General features: G+C 45.2%; 16 protein-coding genes and 2 pseudogenes. 8 read left to right on the forward strand and 10 right to left on the reverse strand.

Going from position 1 to position 20,498, the window contains the following annotated elements; genetic code table 11:
* Window positions 1-92: 92 nt before the first annotated feature.
* Window positions 93-2,015 (forward strand): glycosyl hydrolase family 18 protein, encoded by a 1,923-nt coding sequence (locus tag BLT91_RS12970; RefSeq protein WP_090821473.1) that lies wholly within the window; start codon window positions 93-95, stop codon window positions 2,013-2,015.
* Between the two features lie 65 nt (window positions 2,016-2,080).
* Here BLT91_RS12970 and BLT91_RS12975 read toward each other — a convergent pair whose 3' ends face one another.
* Complete coding sequence (locus tag BLT91_RS12975) at window positions 2,081-2,296, reverse strand: double zinc ribbon domain-containing protein (protein ID WP_090821475.1); 216 nt, start codon at window positions 2,294-2,296, stop codon at window positions 2,081-2,083.
* A gap of 201 nt (window positions 2,297-2,497) precedes the next feature.
* On the opposite strand from BLT91_RS12975, the gene BLT91_RS12980 reads away from it, so the two are divergent.
* A complete protein-coding gene (locus BLT91_RS12980) occupies window positions 2,498-2,656 on the forward strand; it encodes a DUF1540 domain-containing protein (protein ID WP_090821477.1) in 159 nt (52 codons plus the stop codon).
* Window positions 2,657-2,755: 99 nt separating this feature from the next.
* On the opposite strand, the pseudogene BLT91_RS12985 reads toward BLT91_RS12980, so the two are convergent.
* A pseudogene (locus tag BLT91_RS12985) lies at window positions 2,756-4,855 on the reverse strand (thioredoxin domain-containing protein).
* Between the two features lie 329 nt (window positions 4,856-5,184).
* Window positions 5,185-5,363 (reverse strand): annotated as a pseudogene (locus tag BLT91_RS32835) (DUF6530 family protein); the annotation flags it as partial.
* 106 nt (window positions 5,364-5,469) lie between these two features.
* Between BLT91_RS32835 and BLT91_RS12995 the strand changes: the two are divergent.
* Together BLT91_RS12995 and BLT91_RS13000 are read left to right on the forward strand one after the other, a co-directional pair.
* On the forward strand, window positions 5,470-6,066 hold the full coding sequence (locus BLT91_RS12995; RefSeq protein ID WP_090821481.1) for a hypothetical protein: 597 nt from the start codon (window positions 5,470-5,472) through the stop codon (window positions 6,064-6,066).
* 233 nt (window positions 6,067-6,299) lie between these two features.
* Entirely contained in the window at window positions 6,300-6,728 is a 429-nt protein-coding gene (locus BLT91_RS13000) for a VOC family protein (RefSeq protein WP_090821482.1), read from the forward strand.
* A 95-nt stretch (window positions 6,729-6,823) separates the two neighbouring features.
* Here the strand turns inward: BLT91_RS13000 and cls are convergent, their stop codons facing one another.
* From cls to glgB, 5 genes are all read right to left on the reverse strand, one after another.
* Window positions 6,824-8,278 (reverse strand): cardiolipin synthase, encoded by a 1,455-nt coding sequence (gene cls / locus BLT91_RS13005; protein ID WP_090821484.1) that lies wholly within the window; start codon window positions 8,276-8,278, stop codon window positions 6,824-6,826.
* Window positions 8,279-8,424: 146 nt separating this feature from the next.
* Window positions 8,425-9,864, reverse strand: coding sequence for a glycogen synthase GlgA (gene glgA / locus BLT91_RS13010; RefSeq protein ID WP_090821486.1), 1,440 nt, complete (start codon window positions 9,862-9,864; stop codon window positions 8,425-8,427).
* A gap of 59 nt (window positions 9,865-9,923) precedes the next feature.
* Entirely contained in the window at window positions 9,924-11,033 is a 1,110-nt protein-coding gene (gene glgD / locus BLT91_RS13015) for a glucose-1-phosphate adenylyltransferase subunit GlgD (RefSeq protein WP_090821487.1), read from the reverse strand.
* 6 nt (window positions 11,034-11,039) lie between these two features.
* A complete protein-coding gene (locus BLT91_RS13020; protein ID WP_090821489.1) occupies window positions 11,040-12,188 on the reverse strand; it encodes a glucose-1-phosphate adenylyltransferase in 1,149 nt (382 codons plus the stop codon).
* Window positions 12,131-14,137 (reverse strand): 1,4-alpha-glucan branching protein GlgB, encoded by a 2,007-nt coding sequence (glgB, locus tag BLT91_RS13025; protein ID WP_090821491.1) that lies wholly within the window; start codon window positions 14,135-14,137, stop codon window positions 12,131-12,133. The genes BLT91_RS13020 and glgB overlap by 58 nt, the downstream gene beginning before the upstream one ends.
* Before the next feature lie 225 nt (window positions 14,138-14,362).
* Here glgB and BLT91_RS13030 point away from each other — a divergent pair, with 225 nt between their 5' ends.
* From BLT91_RS13030 to BLT91_RS13040, 3 genes are read left to right on the forward strand one after another with little or no spacing between them, the layout of a single operon-like run.
* Window positions 14,363-15,490 carry a peptidylprolyl isomerase gene (locus BLT91_RS13030; protein WP_090821493.1) on the forward strand — a complete coding sequence of 376 codons (1,128 nt, stop codon included), beginning with the start codon at window positions 14,363-14,365 and terminating at the stop codon, window positions 15,488-15,490.
* A gap of 54 nt (window positions 15,491-15,544) precedes the next feature.
* Window positions 15,545-16,411 (forward strand): class I SAM-dependent methyltransferase, encoded by an 867-nt coding sequence (locus BLT91_RS13035; RefSeq protein ID WP_090821495.1) that lies wholly within the window; start codon window positions 15,545-15,547, stop codon window positions 16,409-16,411.
* Window position 16,412: 1 nt separating this feature from the next.
* The gene (locus tag BLT91_RS13040; protein WP_090821497.1) at window positions 16,413-17,108 is read left to right on the forward strand and encodes an RluA family pseudouridine synthase; all 696 of its coding nucleotides are present in this window, start codon (window positions 16,413-16,415) and stop codon (window positions 17,106-17,108) included.
* Window positions 17,109-17,134: 26 nt separating this feature from the next.
* On the opposite strand, the gene BLT91_RS13045 is transcribed toward BLT91_RS13040, so the two are convergent.
* Entirely contained in the window at window positions 17,135-17,539 is a 405-nt protein-coding gene (locus tag BLT91_RS13045; protein ID WP_090821772.1) for a MarR family winged helix-turn-helix transcriptional regulator, read from the reverse strand.
* A 341-nt stretch (window positions 17,540-17,880) separates the two neighbouring features.
* Here BLT91_RS13045 and BLT91_RS31575 point away from each other — a divergent pair, with 341 nt between their 5' ends.
* Window positions 17,881-18,048 (forward strand): hypothetical protein, encoded by a 168-nt coding sequence (locus BLT91_RS31575; protein ID WP_175532272.1) that lies wholly within the window; start codon window positions 17,881-17,883, stop codon window positions 18,046-18,048.
* Here BLT91_RS31575 and gyrA read toward each other — a convergent pair.
* Window positions 18,039-20,480 carry a DNA gyrase subunit A gene (gene gyrA, locus BLT91_RS13050; RefSeq protein WP_090821500.1) on the reverse strand — a complete coding sequence of 814 codons (2,442 nt, stop codon included), beginning with the start codon at window positions 20,478-20,480 and terminating at the stop codon, window positions 18,039-18,041. The two genes, BLT91_RS31575 and gyrA, sit on opposite strands and share 10 nt — an antisense overlap.
* Window positions 20,481-20,498 lie beyond the last annotated feature (18 nt).

Below are 20,498 nucleotides of genomic sequence, written 5' to 3' on the forward strand. Positions count from 1 at the left end.
GGGTGTCCGCTTATTTTCTATCATTTTCCAACGCAACCAATCTATCATTTGGTACGTCCAATTAAGTAGCTTACTAGAAAGAGGCGTGATGGATGAAAATTAGGAAATGGATGCTCACAAGCACCCTGTTACTATCGATGACTGTTCCAAATGCTGTTCAAGCAGCAGGTACCATTAATTTAAGTACGGACAAGACGACGAAATACCGAGTCTATCAGTACAATCATGTGCTCATGGAGTTTGCTGCTTATAAACAAGCTGAAGCGTTTGCTAAAGGTTTCACGAATAGTCATGTCGAGGAAATAGGCACTCGAAAGTGGCTGTGGAACAATTTCCCTCGTTATCAAGTCTATCAGCTAGATGTAACGATGCCAGAGTGGCAATTTGCCTCTTTGGATGAAGCCATCGCCGAAGCGCGTAAATGGACGAACGCGAGTGTTCGCGACCTTCAATCCACAGGCTGGGTGTGGAATAACTACCCTCGGTACCAGGTGTATCAAAATGAGATCACTCTCGATTCATGGAAGTTTATAACGCTGAACGATGCCGTTGCCGAAGCAAAAAAGTGGGGCGGCGCCCATATTATCGATTTAAACAGCAATCAATGGATTTGGGACAACATATCTAGTGAGGAAAAGAAATCACTTCGCGCCGGAAAGACCCTTTACAAGGTATATCAAGGAACTTTTTCGGCAGACAATTGGGAATTTGCATCCTTAGAGGATGCCGTTAACGAAGCCCTCAAATGGGGTAATTCAACCGTTACGAATAAAAACACTAAAAAAACCGTATACAGCAATCTTAAATCTTACAAGGTATTCCAGAACGACACGTTTTTGCAAGACTTTGCTTCACTGGATGAAGCCTCTGACTTCGCACGGCAATGGGGACACAGCTCGATTTTTAAGGAAGGGCGCAAAATTTGGAATAACTACGCTTCTTATCAAGTGCTGCAAAACACGGCCCTTATTGGCGAATTCAAGACGCTACCCGATGCTTTAAGCTATAGTGTGCAGTACAGTAATGCCTCTATTCAAACGCTCGATCATCGTCTACTGTGGGATAATTTCAAAAAGCTGCAAGTATGGGGCTGGAACGGCGTTGCTGGTGGAGACGCGATTAAAACGCATGTGAATAACACGGTTGGGCTTGATATTGATTCTCCTAGCTATTTCGAACTTTCAGATGCAGCTGGCAATCTGAAAGATAATTCAGACGCCGATACCGTCAAATGGCTGCAAAAAAATGGATACACTGTGTATCCACTCGTCAGCAATCAATTTAGCTCCACCTTGACTACGCAGTTCCTTGCGGATAGCGCCGCCCAAGATAAGTTCGTTCAGGCCTTAGTAGACCGCTCCGTACAGTTAGGCATTCCTGGCATCAATGTAGACTTCGAAAGCATAGCAGGTACGGATCGCAATGCCTTTACGACCTTCATTGCCAAATTAACTGCCTACGCTCACTTGCATAACCTTGTTGTGTCCATAGATCTTCCTCGAGGAAGTGTCAAATGGAATTACCTTTCTGCATTCGACCACGAGAAGCTGGGAAGTCTCGTTGATTACGTCGTCATCATGGCTTACGATCAATACTATCGTAGCAGCACTTCAGCTGGATCCGTTGCAGGTCTCCCTTGGACAGACGGCGGAATTCAGGAGTTCCTTTCCTATGGCATTCCCCGGGACAAACTTATCCTAGGTATCCCTTACTATGTGCGAGAATGGAAGCTGGATGCGGCCGGCGCCTTGCAGAGTAATCGAACCTTATTGATGAAAGACATCCCTTCTTTATTGGCTTCCAAAACAACCACGCAAACATGGGACAAAACCTTCGAACAATATCGAATCGAGTATCAAGAGGGTGGCTTTACCTATGTGTTCTGGATGGAAGATGAGGCTACGGTCAAAGCTCGTCTGGACATGGCGAAAAAATACGACATCGCCGGAGTCGCGGCTTGGCGGCTTGGCTACGATCAAGCGGAATTATGGAAACTAATTTTGCAGAATAAGTAGAACAAAGAGCAAAGAACAAAGCGCACACCTTTTTGAATTAATGGGTGTGCTCTTTTTTGTTACGATCAGATAAGATTCCACTCGCTAAATAAGGTTTCTGTTCCGCAGTCTGCGCAGTATTTGGCATCCGGTTTGTTCACTTTATTGCACCCCTTATGCAGCAAGGTTTTCTCTTTGGTGCACTTATTTTTCAGCGGAGCTCCACAATGAATGCAATAGCGGTCTTCTTTGTCAGCGACATATTTGCATCTCACACAGGTTTGCAATTCCTTCTCGGCCATAGGTTCAACCCCTTGAAGTATGGTAGCATACTCCAAGTATATGTGAGCAATCGGCGTTGAGGTGAATCATGATCTTATAAACATTTCCCTTACCCTTCCAGCCTATGTATAAAAATAGGCCTCTTTCGACCACCCTAAATAAGGAGAGACTTTGTTCTACGAACAAAGATCCCTATATATGGTAGAGGAGGTGAAAGAGGCATGGCAAAAGATGTTCTTTGTGAAGTGAATTCCTGCAAATACTGGGCAAACGGTAATAAATGCAATGCGACCTCGATTTATGTCGTGAGCCACCACGGCAGCAACCAAGCACGTAATTCTGAAGAAACCGACTGTAAAACCTTTGAACCTAAGATTTAGCATCACGGCGGATCCACAAGTTGTTATTCGAAAGAAAGAGGCCTAGAGGGCCTCTTTTTTTCTCTCTATTCACATTGTAACCAATAATGATAATTATTATCAGTGTTTCGAGGAGAGATTTTCGAGCTCGTCAAGATCTTGCGTCGGTGCTTGGCAGGCAAAGTTCTGGCACACGTAGGCCGTTGCCTGCCCTCCAAGCGGCAGCTTGTCTTGGACTAGCGGAATGAGCTTCCGCACTTCTTCGCCCGCCGGTCCCGGCGGGTGGAGAATCAGCAGCGCATTTGGCAGGAACTGCCGCTGCACCGTGCGCAGCATGTGCTGCGTCTGCGGCTTCGCCGGGTCGCCGGCGATAACGATTTCGCTGGCTTCGCCAAAAGCGAAATCGATCGCGGCCAGCGTGAGCGCGTGGCCCGGCGGGTAGGACGCTACAGCTCCGGCGAATGCCTGGAGCTGCTCGTCAGCTGCCTGCGACAGCTTCGCGTCGTAGGTCAGCCTAGACAGCCGCAGCAAATTCAGCGCGGCTGCAGCGTTGCCCGACGGCATCGCGCCGTCGTAGATCTCTTTAGGGCGGGTAAGCAGCTGCTCGGCATCGCTGCCGTAGAAGAAGAGCCCGCCCTTCTCTTCGTCCCCGAAGAGCCGGAGCATGTCTTCGTTCAGCTGGACGGCTTCACGGAGATAGCGCAGCTCGAATGTTGCCTCGTACAGCTCGATAAGACCCCACACGAGGAACGCGTAGTCGTCCACGTAGCCGAGGAAAGCAGCTTCGCCGTCGCGATAGCGGGCGAGCAAACGCCCATCCTCCCTGCGGAGCTCGCGCAGCAGGAAATCCGCAGCTTTCGCAGCAGCCTCCGCGTAAGCCGGTTTGTCCAAAGCCCGTGCTGCCTTGGACAGCGCAGCTATCATCAGACCGTTCCACGCGGTCAGAATCTTGTCATCTTTGCCCGGATGTATGCGCTGTTCGCGATGCGCGAACAGCTTGCCACGGGCTGCCTCGATCCGCTGCTTCAGCTGATCCAGAGGGATCTGCTTACGCTTCGCAAAGGACTCCACCGTCGTCTCCATCAAGTTCGGGATGTTATGCCCCTCGAAATTACCCGACTCCGTAATATCAAACAACTCGGCATAGAGATCACCCTCGTCCACACCCAGCACATCCACCACTTCATCTGGTGTCCAGAGATAAAACTTGCCTTCCTCGCCTTCAGAGTCGGCATCCTCCGCTGAATAGAAGGCCCCGCCCTCATCGGTCATGTCCCGAAGAACGTAAGTTATGACTTGCTCAGCCACTTCGGCATACTTGGCTTTGCCAGTTACCTGATGCGCTTCTGTGTAAGTCATGATTAGAAGAGCATTGTCGTACAGCATCTTTTCGAAGTGCGGTACCAACCATTTCTCATCTACCGAATAGCGCGAAAAGCCGAAGCCGATGTGATCGTACATACCCCCACGGTGCATCGCATCCAGTGTTTTTTCTACAATTTCAAGCGCACGCTCATTGCCCGTTTTTATATAATATCTCAATAAAAATGACAGATTGTGAGAGGTTGGGAACTTGGGTGAATGACCGAATCCGCCATATTCGGGATCAAATGTCTTCTCATACAAGCGGAACGCTTCATGAAGCGTTTCCTCCGACACCTCACCACCTGTGCGATGCTCGAGTAAACGACTTGAAGTCTCTTGAATTACCTGCTCTCCCACCTCGCGAATACGTTCAGCGTCTTCTTTCCACTTATCCGCGATCTGCGCAACAATCTCTACCATCCCAGCGCGATTGTACTTCCGACTGCGCGGGAAATACGTCCCAGCGAAGAACGGCTTCTTCTCAGGCGTCAAAAATACAGTAAGAGGCCATCCACCCTGTCCTGTCATCGCTTGACAAACAGCCATGTAAATATGGTCAACATCGGGGCGCTCTTCGCGGTCCACTTTGATCGAAATAAAATCCTTATTCAGCATATCTGCTACCGCTTGGTCCTCGAACGATTCATGAGCCATGACGTGGCACCAGTGGCATGTGGTATTTTATTCCAATAACTAAGAATACCCAATAGATAAGAAGATGGGCTTGTTCTCCATTTTCGCTTTTTCAAAAGCCTCATCCGACCAAGGGAACCAGTCAACTGGATTATTCTGATGTTGTATCAAATAAGGCGACTTTTCCTTGGCTAATCTATTGGGTTTATTGTTGGTTGTCATGGGGCATCACCTCCTTGTGTTCTGGAATATTTTTGATATATCGAGTTTAGCATACCCTGATAAGAAGAAAAAACCTATACTATGAAAGCTAAAGGATTCTTGTCCATGCATGCTTCTCCTTTCGGATCCTATAAATGATTACAACAATCATAAATACCGAGTGATAATCCGAACCAAATTTGCATGACCACAGTTTCTATATCCGTCAGCTGTCTTGTAGGCGACAATTTATATTCTTTCTGACTTTTCAAACCTTTCACCTTCAAAACTTTGTTTAATAACCCATTTCTTTCAGTAGACGGGATAAGACTCGAAGACGTTCTCCTATCATTTCGCCATCCTCGGAGATATCGACCTTTCCCCTATCATTCCACTGGGCCAATCCCAGGGATAGACCTTTTGCATCCGTATTACGGGCGTAACGGCCGTCAACCTGCTCATAATTTTCTGAAACGATAACAGGCTTATGTTTTAAAACAAGTTTATTACCTTGGTGAGTGTATGTAATACCTTTCCTTTGAAAATGATGTATTTGACTATTATATTTGTCCCTCTTCTTTTGAACGCTAGTCTCATATTATGCTAGTGAACTACTAGAAAGGAAGTGGACAGAAATGTACAAAAGAACCGTTGCAAAAAGTACGATAAAAAAAGTACAAACTCCGGCAAAAAAAGTACAAACACCTACAAGAAGATCGGGGATATCCGCCGGCAGTGTAAGAAAATTTTTGGCTTCTGCTCAAAGATCATTGAAAACACAAAAACCCGCTGTTATTAACCAAACTAGGACAATCAGTACGGATAGCAGTTGGGTAAATGCAATTCAAATCGATCGAAATCCGGCATGGGTAGCACCTCAAACAGGCGAATCCTACGTTTGGGGAAAAAATGATCCGAATGGTCCAACGGCCGTGGTCGCCAGAAGATTTATGTTCAACAGGGATCGAGATGAAATTGCTAACGCTACATTATTCCTAGCCGTTGATAACTTTGCCATCGTATTGATAAATGGAAGAGCCGTAGTTATCGACAGTCCGCAGGCTAATGTTTCATTCTTTAATCCGGGAAGAACATTCGATATCGTGCGCTTCCTTCGCAGAGGCAGGAATGATATTGTGATTGCCGCTTTTAACTTCCCTTCGAATGCCAACAGAAGCGATATCAATCCCGCTGGTGTCCTTGCACGTATCAAAATTGTTTTTAAAAAGTAATTAAGATCAAAGACCCTTGCGACGTTTTTTGAAGACGTTTGAAGGGTCTTTTACGTATGCCCCTCCTCTAATCGAAAAGGCCAGGAATGCAACATTGACGTTGAATAACCCAGCCTTTAAGTTTTAAGTTGATTTTACATAAAGTAAATTATGGGCATATTTGCTAATGATCAGTAAAATGATACAATTAATCGGTACATGTTATAACAATTAAAAACGAAGGAGTGAATCAAATGGCAATTGATGTTTATCTTAATTTTAATGGAAACTGTCGTGAAGCCGTAGAGTATTACGCAGAGGTATTTGGAACCGAAAAACCCCAAATCATGACCTTTGGAGAGACACCAGCTGACCCATCATATCCTCTTCCTGAGGAAGCAAAAAATTTAGTCATGCACGCTCGAATTAACGTTCAAGGAAGTACTATTATGTTCTCTGATGTGTTCCCAGGAATGCCCTTTGTTGCCGGAAACAACATAAGCCTTACTGTCGGCAGCAAAAACATCGATGAAGTTAAATCTTTATTTCATAAGTTGAAAGTAGGCGGCAAGGTAGGCATGGAGCTTCAAGAAACATTTTGGAGCAAATGCTACGGAAATTTAGAAGATAAGTTCGGTATCCATTGGCAGTTTAACTATGACAATGGTGAATCCGTCATGTAAATGGAAAGAAAATTTTAATGCATTCAAAAAGGATATCGACTCTTTCTTTTTCAAGAAATGAATCGATATTTTTTTGTATCTCGCTACGCCTCCACTTACAATATAGGAGAAATCAATTTCGAGATGGATTCCAGAAACCGGATTCGCAAAGAACGCTTATCATATTCCTCTAACGTCAGCTCCATACAACCATTCATATCAATCCAGAATGTGTTTTCCAATTTCTTCGCTGTCTCCTCGTGATACATGAGTGCATTCGTCTCAAAATTAAGCCGCAGGCTTCTAATATCGAAATTGGCTGTCCCTACCGAGGCTACTTTCCCATCGACGATAATCGTTTTCGCATGAAGAAAACCTTGATCATACAGGTAGCATTTCACCCCAGCGCGAAGTAATTCTCCCACATAGTATAAGGACGCCCAGTGTACAAACAAATGATCTGCTTTCTGAGGAATCATAATTCTAACATCGATCCCTGATAACGCAGCAATTCGCAGTGCATTCAACATGCTCTCTTCCGGAATAAAATAAGGGGTTTGCAGGAGAATCCTGCTTTTGGCCATATGAATCATTTTCAGAAACGTATACACGAAATGAGGCCAAGCTTCGTTCGGTCCACTAGCCACAATTTGCATGGGCACCTGTTCTAGGCTATTCTCCTCCATATGCTCAGGAAAATATTGCATATCAACCTCCATTGGAATCGCTGCGGCTAAGTTCCAATCCAGAATAAATCTGGACTGCAAAGCACGAACGACACTTCCGGTCAAACGCAGGTGTGTATCTCTCCAGTTGCCGAAATGCGGGTCCAAACCAAGATATTCATTACCAATATTAAAACCGCCTATATATCCAATTTGACCATCAATAATAACAAGCTTACGGTGGTTTCGATAATTGACTCGATAGTTCAGATATGGAATTCGCGAAGGGAAAAATGCCGCTTTTTGACCTCCGGCCTTAAGGAAATCTTGGAAAAATGAATCCTTCAAGGATCGCGAACCGATGTCATCATACAAGAATCTGACGACGACACCTTGCTCCGCTTTTCTCGTTAGAGCTTGCATGATCTTTTGACCCAGCGAATCATTCTTAACAATGTAATATTGCAAATGAATATGGGACTCAGCAGCTTCAATTTTCATCAGCAAATCAGTGAATTTAGCTACGCCATTTGTGAAAATATGAACACCGTTATCCTGAGTAAGGAACGCATCATTCGTTGCGACATTCAAATAAATCAAATCTCGGTATTGGCTTACCATTGGATCAATATAAGAGAGCGTACCGTTTATCAGCTGCTCCCGCTGTTCTGAAATAACGGTCTGCACCCTTTCGAGCATACGGCGGTTCCATTTATACAGCTTTCTACGGCTCAAATTTTGTCCAAGTATCACATAGAGCAGGAAACCGAGGATAGGAATGAATAAGAGCACCATTAACCAAGACCATGTAGCTGCCACGTTTCGACGTTCTAAGAACACGACCGTTAAGGCGAGTAAAATATTGATGATAAATACGACAGTAAGTGCATGTGATATCCAGTCCATAATTCCACTCCTTACCCATGATGTCAGTGATTAGGAATATTATACCTTAATTTCAGCAAATTAGAAAAAGACCCCCTATTCACGGCTCGAATAGGAGGTCATCTTCATTCTTTTTATTTGGAAGCTATGAGCCTCCAGTCTCTTGTTTATGAGTTGTTATTGGTCATTTCCTTATAAAGTTCGATATATTGCTGAGCGGATTTCTTCCAGCTGAAGTCGCCTTTCTTCATGTTTTGCTGAATTTTCAGCCATGCATCTCTATCATTCTTGTAAAAAAATACGGCACGGCGAATGGTATGCAGCATATCATGCGCATTGTAATCGCTGAAAGAGAATCCGGTTCCCTCACCCGTGAACTCATTATATGGCTGCACAGTATCTTTGAGACCGCCTGTCTCTCTGACGATGGGGACAGAACGATACCGAAGGGCAATCAACTGCCCAATCCCGCAAGGCTCAAACTGAGACGGCATTAAGAACAAGTCCGATGCTGCATAAATTTGATGGGCTAATGCCTCATTGAAGCAAACTTGAGAAGATACTTTGTCTGGATGTGTCTGAGCAGCATAACGGAACATCTGCTCATAGCCGGGTTCCCCAGTGCCAAGAACGACAAGCTGAATGTCAAAAGCTAAAATCTCCGAAAGGACGTGCTGGATGAGATCAAGCCCTTTTTGCTGAACCAAGCGGGTAACTAAAGCAATCATCGGTACATCGCCATTCACAGGCAATCCCAAGCGCTCCTGGAGAGCTAGCTTATTCTGCTGCTTCTTCGGTAATGAATCTCGATAATTCTGGGTGAGATGCGTGTCGCTCATCGGATCGAACACATCATAATCGATACCGTTCACAATACCCGTTAACTGATCTTTGCGGTGACGCAATAGGCTGTCCAAATATTCACCATAAAAGGGGGTTTGAATTTCCTCGGCATAGGTCTGACTCACCGTTGTTATTCGATCAGCGTACAGAAGCCCGCCTTTGAGGAAACTAGCACCTCCGTGCAGTTCAAGCGCAGTCCCAGTGAAATGATCGTCCGACAAGCCGAACAAATCCTTCAAGAGTGATTGACCAAAAACACCTTGGTATTTCAAATTATGTACGGTGGAAATGGTTTTAATCTCACTATAGAAAGGGAGGTGTTGATAGTGTGCCTTAAGCAAGACTGGAATCATTCCTGTTTGCCAATCATGGCAATGAATCACATCCGGCCTAAAATCAAGTAACGGCAGCGCCTCAATAACACCTTTACAGAAGAACCCAAATCGCTCAGCCTCATCCCCGTAACCATATATGCCTGGCCGCTTGAAATAATATTCATTATCCACGAAGTAAAAGGTGACCCCATCCTGCTGCAGGACATCTATCCCGATGTATTGCTTTCTCCAACCAATATACACGTCAAATGTGATTGCCTTTGTCATGGCCTCCCGATAAACAGCAGAAATATCGCCATACTTGGGCAAAATAACACGTACATCCAATCCTTGACGAGTAAGTTCCTTGGGCAGAGAACCGATAACATCGGCCAAACCACCGGTTTTAATAAAAGGTACAGCCTCTGATGCAGCAAACAGTACTTTCATCTTCCTACTCCTCCAATAGATATTTGAAAAGCCGCCCTTTTCAAACATTTGTTACAACGTTAAATCACTTTCGTTTTCGCCGCAATGAATGGCGCTTTATTATCACCTGTTAAGACACGGCCACGACTGATGAAGACATCTTTATCAAGGATTGCATTCTCGATGATGACATTCTCCTCAATTTCACAGTTTTGGAGAATGATACTATTCTTCACGTAGGCGCCTTTACGAATTTTCACACCGCGGAACAAAATGCTATTTTCCACTTTACCTTCGATGATGCAGCCGTTCGCTATAAGCGCGTTTTTTGCAGCTGCGGTATTCGAATACTTCGCAGGCGGCTCATCCTTAACCTTTGTATAAATCAGGTTTTTCTGGAAGAACAGCTCTCTCCAGATTTCTGGATTGAGCAGCTGCATGCTGTGCTTATAATAGCCTTGGATTGAGTTCACAATCCCAACGTGGCCTTCAAATTTGTAGCCATAGACACTAAGCTTATCAATATTTTTCATGATGCCATCACGTACAAAATGATCATAACCTTGCGCTAAGCATGATTCAACCATATCCAGCAGCAGCGCTTTGCTCATGACGTACATTTCCATAGAAATGTTGTTCGTACGCAGTCTTCCCGTGTGATCCTCCATGAGTGTCACTTGCCCACTATCTTTGACGGCTAGACGGCGGAATTTACCTTGAATATCTTCATCTGTTTGCTTATAGATAACCGTAATGTCCGCTTGCGAATCCTCATGATAACGAACAACGTCACGCAGATCGAGGTTACATACCATGTGGCTGCGTGAAATAATAACCAGCTCTTCTTTGCCACGATAGAAGTAATCCCTATGACTATAGAACTGATATAAATCACCTCGTGAAATACCTGTTGGTTCATCAAGAACAGATGGAAGCACGAACAAGCCGCCACGCTTCCTATCCAAATCCCATTCTTTCCCAGATCCCAGGTGATCCATTAATGAACGATATTTATGCTGGGTGAATACAGCAACATTATCAATGCCTGAATTTACCATGTTCGATAAAGTAAAATCAATTAACCGATAACGACCTCCGAACGGCACTGATGCCGGACAGCGAAAGTATGTCAGTTCCTCCAAATCATCCGGTTCATTCACTAAATTAATGACACCCATCACATGTTTCATCTGACATCATCCCTTCTGATTGGCATTCGCTGCAACTCTTTCATTGCCACCAATGAGTACAATTTCCCCTTTTCCATCCACTACGGCACCGTCTTCAACTACTGTGTTTTCACCGATAATCGCTTTGTTAATGGTTACGTTATTGCCGATTTTAGCATTAGGCATAATGACGGAATCGCGAATTTGACTTCCCTCTCCAACTTGTACACCGAAAAACAAAACGGAATGATCGACATCTCCGAAAATCGCACAGCCCTCATTGACAAGCGAACGCTTAATATTCGCAGCCGGCGCCACATACTGAGCTGGCTGGTATGGATTTTGAGAATAAACGCGCCAGTCTTTATCATTTAAATTAAGTTCATTTTTATCATCAAGCAGATCCATATTCGCTTCCCATAGGCTATCGATCGTGCCTACATCTTTCCAGTAGCCTTCGAATGGATACGCGAACATTCTCGCCTCGTCCTTCAGCATCATGGGAATTATGTCTTTACCGAAATCTTTGCTGGAATTCGGATTTTCTTCGTCCTCTAGCAGATAGGCTTTCAATACGCTCCAGCTGAAAATATAAATACCCATGGAAGCTAAGTTACTGTTCGCCTCTTTTGGTTTTTCAGCAAATTCAGTTATTTCATATTTGTCATTGATACTCATGATCCCGAAACGGCTTGTTTCTTCCCATTTCACTTCAATGACAGCAATTGTTGCGTCCGCTTTTTTCTCTTTGTGGTAAGACAACATGAGATCATAGTCCATTTTATAAATATGATCACCCGAGATGACCAAGACATATTCAGGATCATATTGCTCAATAAAGCCAATGTTGCGATAGATGGCATCCGCAGTTCCTTTATACCAGTCGCCGCCTTTTTGTTCCATAAACGGCGGCAACACTGTTACACCGCCATTTTTGCGGTCCAGGTCCCACGAACTACCGATTCCGATGTAAGTGTTAAGCACGAGAGGTTGATACTGCGTCAGAACACCGACGGTGTCGATCCCTGAATTCGTACAATTGCTTAGGGTGAAATCAATAATACGATACTTCCCGCCAAAATGAACAGCTGGCTTGGCCAAATTGTTCGTCAGTACGCCTAATCTTCGTCCTTCTCCTCCAGCGAGGAGCATGGCAACACATTCTTTACTGCGCATTTCTGATTTCCCCCTTCAACTTCGTCATTCACAGTTTGGAATTCACTCACACATTTTATATAAACAGCCGCAAGCGGCGGAATACACATCGCTAAACTATTAGGCAGTTGGTGCCATGAACGTTTCTCACTAGAAATTGGCATCGAATTACCTTGACCAGAACCGCCAAATTCAAGTGCATCACTGTTAAATACGACCTCGTACACACCATGCCGCGGGACGCCGATTCGGTAATCCGGATGGACCTCAGGGGTGAAATTACAAACGAGAATCAAGTCATCCTCTGGCAATTTCCCTTTGCGCATAAAGGTCACAACGCTCTGGCTTTCATCATGAGGGTTGATCCATTGAAACCCTTCCGGACTATGATCCCGCTGCCACAAAGCAGGTTCGCCCAAATAAAATTGATTAAGAGACTTCACATAATGATGCATTTGGCTATGCTTTTCGTATCCATCCAGTAAAAACCAATCTACTTCCTCAAGATCCTTCCATTCGTCGAATTGACCGAATTCACTGCCCATGAACAGCAGCTTTTTGCCAGGGTGACCCATCATGTAGCCATATAGGACGCGTAGGTTAGCAAATTTCTGCCAATAATCACCTGGCATCTTATGCAGAAGTGAGCGTTTGCCATGTACAACTTCATCGTGAGAAAACGGCAGTACATAATTTTCACTAAAGGCGTACATAAATGAGAACGTAATCAGCTTATGATGATGTTTACGGTGAATGGGATCTAATTTCATGTAACGCAGCATATCGTTCATCCAACCCATATTCCACTTGTAATTAAAACCGAGTCCACCATCGTGAACTGGCGCAGTAACGAGTGGCCAATCGGTTGAGTCCTCAGCCATCATCAGCGCATCAGGGTAAAACGAGAATATGACTTGATTCAACTTTCGCAAGAAAGCGACTGCTTCCGGATTGTCATCACCTCCCCATTGATTCTTGAGGGGCTTTTCGTTCCACCTGCCGAAATTTAGATGCAGCATAGAAGCAACCGCATCCACTCTAATACCATCAATATGATATATGTCCATCCAAAAAACAGCATTTGAAATTAAGAAGCTTTGGACTTCGGGTCGTCCAAAATCGAAAGTAAGTGTTCCCCACTCCAGCTTCTCTGCTTTGCGAGGGTCTTCATACTCATAAAGCGGTTTCCCGTCAAACTGCCTTAGTCCATGACTGTCCTTGCAGAAATGGCCTGGGACCCAGTCCATAATGACACCGATCCCTTTCTGATGACAGCGGTCGACGAAATGCATGAAAGACTTCGGAGAGCCATGGCGGCTCGTTACGGAGTAGTAGCCTGTCGCTTGATAGCCCCAAGAGCGGTCAAACGGATGCTCAGCAAGCGGCATTAATTCAATGTGCGTATAACCCATATCAACAGCGTAATCCACAAGCTCATCGGCAAGCTGTTCATAGGTGTATAATTCTTCGCTATTTCGGTCTTTTTTACGCCATGTACCCAGATGTACCTCGTAAATAGATAGTGGTTTATCGTAAGCAGGACCTTCCTTTTTTTGCTGCTGCCAGTTCTGATCCTTCCATTCGTAACCTTCCAGATCAACGACACGTGATGCTGTACCTGGACGTAATTCGGAATAAAAGGCATATGGGTCTGCTTTCAACAAAATCTGGCCCGACTCGCTATGAATTTCAAACTTATAATAATCGCCTTCACTTGCTTCAGGAATAAACATCATCCAAAGACCAAGTGTACTTATCTTCTCCATGGGGTGTACCCCAGACTGCCAACTATTGAAATCACCAAGCAAGTAAACCTGTTTGGCATGCGGTGCCCATACGGTGAAACGAACACCCTCTTGCCCTTTTGTTTTGCTTACATGCGCCCCTAAGATGCGATAACTGTGGTAAAGGGATCCTTCATGAAGCAGAAACAAATCTTCTGAGCTGGGTATACCAACATTTGCCCCCATGTTATCCCTCCCTGAGAGTTTTGCTTTAGCAAAACTAGCTTCGTAAGCAGTAGGTAAATCAATCTGTTTTCGTCTAAAACATGGATTTTACAAATAATCACTTACTCTACAAATACTACAACCAGGTAGTGAAATCCTTCAATTCCAATTTATTAAAAAAAGGAAAATACTTAACCCTCGGTGAATTATTGGAGTGACATTTTATTGAAAGGTGGAAACAAAATTATGAATGACAAGATGAAGGGACTTATCGTTGGTTTAACGATCGGTTCATTATTAAGCGGGACAGCAGCTTTTGCGGCAAGCAGTCAAATTGAAGTAGCATTCCGAAGTCTTACGTATATGTTTGATGGTGTCGAAAAAGCACCCGCAGATGCTAAAGGATTTATTTATGAAGGTTCTACTTATGTACCCCTTCGATTCGTTAGTGAAGCACTAGGGAAAAAAGTCGAGTGGGACGAAGAAAATGGAACCATTTGGATCGGCAGCAATCCTAAACATGTCGTTGCAGCTTATAAAGGTGGAACTGTAACCAAAGGCGAGTTTGATACATTCTTCGCTTTGCAAGCTCTCTTCAATAATGGCCATGGCTCCTCGAAAGATAACCCAGAGTATCAAAAAAATGTTATCACACAACTAATACAAAACCGAATTCTTTTCGGCAGAGCATCTGAGGGAGACCAAAACGCTGCAAAAGACAGTGCGGCCAAGCAAATTACGGCTTGGAAATCACAATTTGGCGAAACTAAGTTTCAGGCCGATTTGAAAAAGGTGAATGTAACGGAAGCCGACCTTCAATATTTTTTGGTTGGCAGCATCGGTTCACAAAATTATATCAAGTCCAGTATTTCCGAAACCCAATTAAAAGCCAAGTATGATGAAACTCTTAAAGTGGATAAAGATGCTTATACGATTGCATCCGTACGTCACATTTTGATCGGAATAAACGACCCTAGTTCAGCGGGTAAACAGCTGCGCACAAAAGAGGAAGCCCTCAAACTAGCCAAAGAAGTTCAGCAGAAACTTAAGAACGGTGAAGAATTCGCAGTACTGGCCAAACAATTTTCAGACGACCCAGGTTCTAAAGAAACGGGCGGGCTTTATGCAGATGCCGATGTGAGTGCGTGGGTACCTGAGTTCAAGAAAGCTGCGATCGAGCAAGCAATCGGGACGATTGGTGATCCTATAGAGACGCAATTCGGCTATCATGTGATCAAAGTAGAGTCCATATCCGTTAAAACTTTAGATTCTGTGAAAGATCAGCTGAAAGCTTCGCTTGAACAAGAGCAAATTCAACAATTTACAGAAAAAGAACTGCCTGGTTTGATTGAAAAGATCGATTTAGGTCAATAAATGGTGTACAATGGATGTTTGTTAAAGTATACAAGTTGAAGGATGGATTGCAGCATGTTTTATGCAAAAGATTGGGTAGATTATGAGCTTCTCGATACAGGCGGCGGCGAAAAGTTAGAGCGCTGGGGCACGATCGTTCTGAGAAGACCGGACCCACAAATTATTTGGCCTTTAGAAAAAGAAACGCCGGCATGGCGTCAAGCTGATGCCCATTATCACCGAAGCTCTAGCGGCGGCGGACAATGGCAGCAGCATGCCGAGCTTCCTGAGCGCTGGACGATCAACTATGACCAGAAGCTGTCTTTCTATATTAAGCCAACCAGCTTCAAACATACGGGCTTATTCCCTGAGCAAGCCGTCAACTGGAAATGGATGATTGATAAAATCCAGGGAGCAGGACGCCCCATCAAGGTACTAAACCTGTTTGCTTATACAGGTGGAGCCTCACTTGCTTGCGCTTATGCAGGTGCCGAAGTCTGCCACGTGGATGCTTCCAAAGGTGTCGTTCAATGGGCAAAAGAAAATTTACATTTAAGCGGGCTAGGCAGCCGCCCTGTTCGTTTTATTACGGATGATGTTTTCAAATTTGTGCAGAGAGAACAGCGTCGCGGAAGCAAGTACGATGCGATCATCATGGATCCTCCTTCCTACGGGCGCGGACCCAATGGTGAAACCTGGAAGTTAGAAGATGACCTCTTCCCTTTCATTCAGACCTGCCAAAGCATTCTGACGGACAATCCCTTGTTCCTGTTGATTAACTCCTATACAACAGGCATATCGGCAACCGTACTGCAGAACATCTTAACGATGGCGATGAAAGCCAAACATGGCGGTACAATTTCTAGTGGAGAAATTGGCCTGCCGATCACCCACTCCGGTTTAATGCTCCCTTGCGGAATTCTGGGACGCTGGGAGGCTTAGGGTGACAGGATCCTCACAAATTCCGATATTGTTCGAAGACAACCACATTCTCGTGGTTGAGAAGCCCGTCAATATGCCGACGCAGGAGGACGATTCGCGTGATCCGGATCTGTTGAATGTACTGAAGGCAGACCTGAAGCACCGACACAATAAGCCCGGAAATGTGTACCTCGGGCTTGTACACCGGCTTGATCGTCCTGTTGGCGGCGTGATGGTATTCGCCAAAACGTCAAAAGCCGCGTCACGACTATCAGACGCGGTGAGAACAAGACAGCTCGACAAGACGTACGTCGCTGTCGTACATGGCAAGCCGCCACAGCCATCCGCTACGCTGCGTCACTGGCTTTGGAAAGACACGCGGACGAATACCGTCAGCGTAGTCAGAGAAGGCCAGCAGGACGCCAAGGAGGCTGTGCTGGACTATAAACTGCTCGGCAGCGAAGGCGGGTTCAGCTTGATCCAAATCAAGCTGCACACTGGGCGGCCGCATCAGATCCGTGTGCAGCTGGCCGCCATCGGCTGCACGCTCTACGGCGACCAGCGCTACGGGAGCGCGGTCAACAAACCCGGCCAGCAGCTTGCGCTCTGGGCGACAGCTCTCGCCTTTGAGCATCCAACGCTCAAAGAAACGCTGCGCTTTCGGTCACTGCCGCCAATGCAGCGGCCATGGAGTGAATTTACTCTCCCAGATTTGTAAATTTACGCCAGAAAATGTTCCGCTACTTAATTAGCAACCTTCCCCAACAAATAAATTAGTAATTTCTGGTTATGGGCGGAAACGCGGCTCAGGTACGAATCCAACAGTTGTTCTCGGATTCCCGTACCTCGCTCGCATTCCGCCTTTCCTTTATCTGTTACGTTGACCCATACGATTCGACGGTCTTTCTCATCCCGCTCCCGTACGATCAATTCACTTTTCTCCATACGATCTAATAGTGTTGTAACAGCCGCAGGTGTTGTAGATAAATATTCGATCAAATCCGAAGGCTTCATCCGCTCATACGTCATAAGCAATTCTAGTACGTTAAGCTGTCCTTCTGTGATAGTAGGTGCTAAACCTACTTCCATCTGACTTTTCAATTCCTTGGACAATTTTAGCCACAGCTTTCCAAACTCATCGGAATACATCCTCATCAACTCGCTTCCAACATCTACTATAACGCAAGTATAGCACGCCTTTTCTTACGTTTAAAGGTTAATGCCATTAATATTTTCTTACAAAAGCTGCATGTCAATGGGACATGCTGTGACATGCTGTCGATCGATAAATAACTTTGTCCTATTAGAGGAAAAACCGTCAGAGAATTCATCCTGCTTTCTGGCGTGGAGAAGATTTAACCCAAGCTTCTCCACTTCTTTTAACACCTAGCCCACTACTAACATATACTGTGAAGCAGGCATGTATAGCATCTACGAATGGGAGTGCTTACTGTTATCCTTCGTAATGATTCATAAAGGAGTGGTTCAAGGTGGAAGCTTGGAAATTAGAGATTGGCAAAAAAGCACTGGAAGCAGGCATAATGAAAGACCCACAGTGGCTGGATCGATTAGACGAACCGATGCCTCTGTGGGTCATGTTGGAGTTAGCTTTTATGCTCATTGAGAAGCTGGATCCACCTACAATCAGTTATGATTGAGGGAATCGCAATACCTCTACGATCGAATCTGTTTTGCTAACAGGTATTAGCTGTTTTCCTTGCGCTTTGCGATCCTCGAGAGGTGCCGTCTCCGTGGAGAAACGCTGCTTCTCCCCACTACTCATGATCGCTGTAATGAGATAATCCATTTTCACGATAAATGTGCGTATTAACGCTGAACCGTTAGGTCTCACACGCTTGCCTTCCTTAAACTCGAAGGTAAGTATGCCTTTTCCTCCGCGTCCTTGAATTGGATAATCTACGACTAGGGATCGCTTCGCATACCCAAGGTCCGAGATGACCAGCACTTCCCCTTCATCCCCATAAATCCACTCTGCCGAGACTACAACATCGTCTTCCTTGAGTTGGATGCCGCGTACACCTGCGGCCGCTCGGCCCATCGGGTTCACTTCCTCCTCACGGAAACGGATGCTCATACCCTGCTTCGTGACAAGCAAGATTTCCTTCGTATTGTCACTTAGGTGCACTTGGAGCACTTCATCATGCTCACCGAGCTTACAGGCCACAAGTCCATTGGAGCGGTTCGTCATATACTCTTTAAGCTCTGTACGCTTTACTTGACCTTTGCGCGTGACGAACACAAGAGACTTAGTCGGTTCCTCAAAGCCCTTCACAGGAATAACGCTTACGATCCGATCTTCCTTGGCAATTGGAATGACATTAACAATCGCGGTGCCGTTCTCTTTCCACTTATATTCAGGCACTTGGTGGACAGGCAGCAAGTAATATTGACCTTTCTTGGTGAAGATCAGTAAACTCTCAATCGTATTCACGTCGAGCAGGAAGCGTAAGTAATCGCCTTCCTTCAGCCCTGTATTCTCGAGCTCTCCGCCGGAACGCGTGAAGGAAAGCTTGCTCGTACGTTTCAGATAACCTTCATGGGACAAAGTAACAAGGACGTCTTCCTGGTTCACGAGAACCTCGAGATTAACCTTTAGTTCTTCCACTTCACCTTGGATTTCCGATCGGCGGTCAATGCCATATTTCTTACGAATTTCGCCCATTTCATCTTTAATAACGCCTAACAACTTTTTCAGGTTACCAAGAATACCACGTAAGTAGGCAATGGTTTTCTCAACATCCTTCAGCTCTTTTTCAAGTGTTGTGATTTCTAAATTCGTTAATCGGTATAATTGCAAAACAAGAATAGCATCCGCTTGTCGCTCTGAGAATCCAAACTTCTCAACGAGGTTGTTTTGTGCATCTTGCCGATTCTTGGAAGCCTTAATTGTTGCAATCACTTCGTCCAAGATGTTAAGGGCTTTTACAAGTCCTTCTAACACATGTGCTCGGTCTTCGGCTTTCTCGAGCTCATACTGGGAACGGAACGTGACAACTTCCTTCTGATGCCCAATGTAGGCTTCAAGAATCTCACGAATACCCAATTGGCGCGGTGCTTTATTCACAATCGCAACCATATTGAAATTGTAAGTTACCTGCAAATCAGTCTTCTTCAACAAGTAAGCTAAAATACCTTGGGCATCTGCTTCCTTCTTCAACTCGACTACAATCCGTAAACCATTACGGCCGCTTTCGTCACGTACTTCAGCAATTCCTTCGATTTTCTTTTCAAGTCGAATGTTTTCCATTGCCGTAACGAGACGAGATTTTACAACTTGATATGGAATTTCGGTGATTACGATCTGTTGTCTGCCGCCGCGCATATCTTCTATCCCTGTTTTGGAACGAATGTGTATACGGCCTTTCCCTGTACGATATGCTTCACGAATACCGTCTTCGCCCATGATAATGCCGGAAGTAGGGAAATCAGGCCCTTTGACGATTGTCATCAATTCATCGACCGTAATTTCAGGTTTGTCGATCATCGCCGTGCAGGCATCGATAATTTCGCGTAAATTATGCGGGGGAATTTCCGTCGCAAACCCGGCTGAAATTCCACTGACACCATTCACAAGCAAGTTAGGATAACGCGCTGGGAGCACGACTGGCTCTTTCGTGGAGTTATCAAAATTATCCTTGAACATCACCGTACGTTTCTCGATATCGCGCAGCAGTTCCATTGCTATCTCTGAGAGACGAGCCTCAGTGTAACGCATAGCTGCAGGCGGATCATCATCGAGTGACCCCCAGTTGCCATGGCCATCCACCAGTGTATGGCCCATCTTCCACGGCTGCGCCATACGAACCATACCATCATAAATGGACGCGTCACCGTGCGGGTGGTAATTACCCATGACATCACCGACGGTTTTGGCCGATTTACGATAAGGCTTATCCGGGGTATTCCCTGAGTCGTACATTGCATATAATACACGTCGTTGTACAGGTTTCAAGCCATCTCTAACATCTGGAATCGCGCGATCCTGAATAATATATTTGGAATAACGCCCGAAGCGATCGCCAACGATCTCCTCCAGATAGGCTGGTAAAAACTCTTCTAATATGTTCAACTTTCAGTCACCACTCTT

The organism is Paenibacillus sp. yr247 (assembly GCF_900103825.1).
Classification (GTDB): Bacteria; Bacillota; Bacilli; order Paenibacillales; family NBRC-103111; genus Paenibacillus_E.

Coding starts and splice junctions, on each gene's coding strand:
- BLT91_RS12970 (WP_090821473.1), top strand. CDS start 93: ATGAAAATTAGGAAATGGATGCTCACAAGCACCCTGTTACTATCGATG.
- BLT91_RS12975 (WP_090821475.1), bottom strand. CDS start 2,296: ATGGCCGAGAAGGAATTGCAAACCTGTGTGAGATGCAAATATGTCGCT.
- BLT91_RS12980 (WP_090821477.1), top strand. CDS start 2,498: ATGGCAAAAGATGTTCTTTGTGAAGTGAATTCCTGCAAATACTGGGCA.
- BLT91_RS12995 (WP_090821481.1), top strand. CDS start 5,470: ATGTACAAAAGAACCGTTGCAAAAAGTACGATAAAAAAAGTACAAACT.
- BLT91_RS13000 (WP_090821482.1), top strand. CDS start 6,300: ATGGCAATTGATGTTTATCTTAATTTTAATGGAAACTGTCGTGAAGCC.
- cls (WP_090821484.1), bottom strand. CDS start 8,278: ATGGACTGGATATCACATGCACTTACTGTCGTATTTATCATCAATATT.
- glgA (WP_090821486.1), bottom strand. CDS start 9,864: ATGAAAGTACTGTTTGCTGCATCAGAGGCTGTACCTTTTATTAAAACC.
- glgD (WP_090821487.1), bottom strand. CDS start 11,033: ATGAAACATGTGATGGGTGTCATTAATTTAGTGAATGAACCGGATGAT.
- BLT91_RS13020 (WP_090821489.1), bottom strand. CDS start 12,188: ATGCGCAGTAAAGAATGTGTTGCCATGCTCCTCGCTGGAGGAGAAGGA.
- glgB (WP_090821491.1), bottom strand. CDS start 14,137: ATGGGGGCAAATGTTGGTATACCCAGCTCAGAAGATTTGTTTCTGCTT.
- BLT91_RS13030 (WP_090821493.1), top strand. CDS start 14,363: ATGAATGACAAGATGAAGGGACTTATCGTTGGTTTAACGATCGGTTCA.
- BLT91_RS13035 (WP_090821495.1), top strand. CDS start 15,545: ATGTTTTATGCAAAAGATTGGGTAGATTATGAGCTTCTCGATACAGGC.
- BLT91_RS13045 (WP_090821772.1), bottom strand. CDS start 17,539: ATGTATTCCGATGAGTTTGGAAAGCTGTGGCTAAAATTGTCCAAGGAA.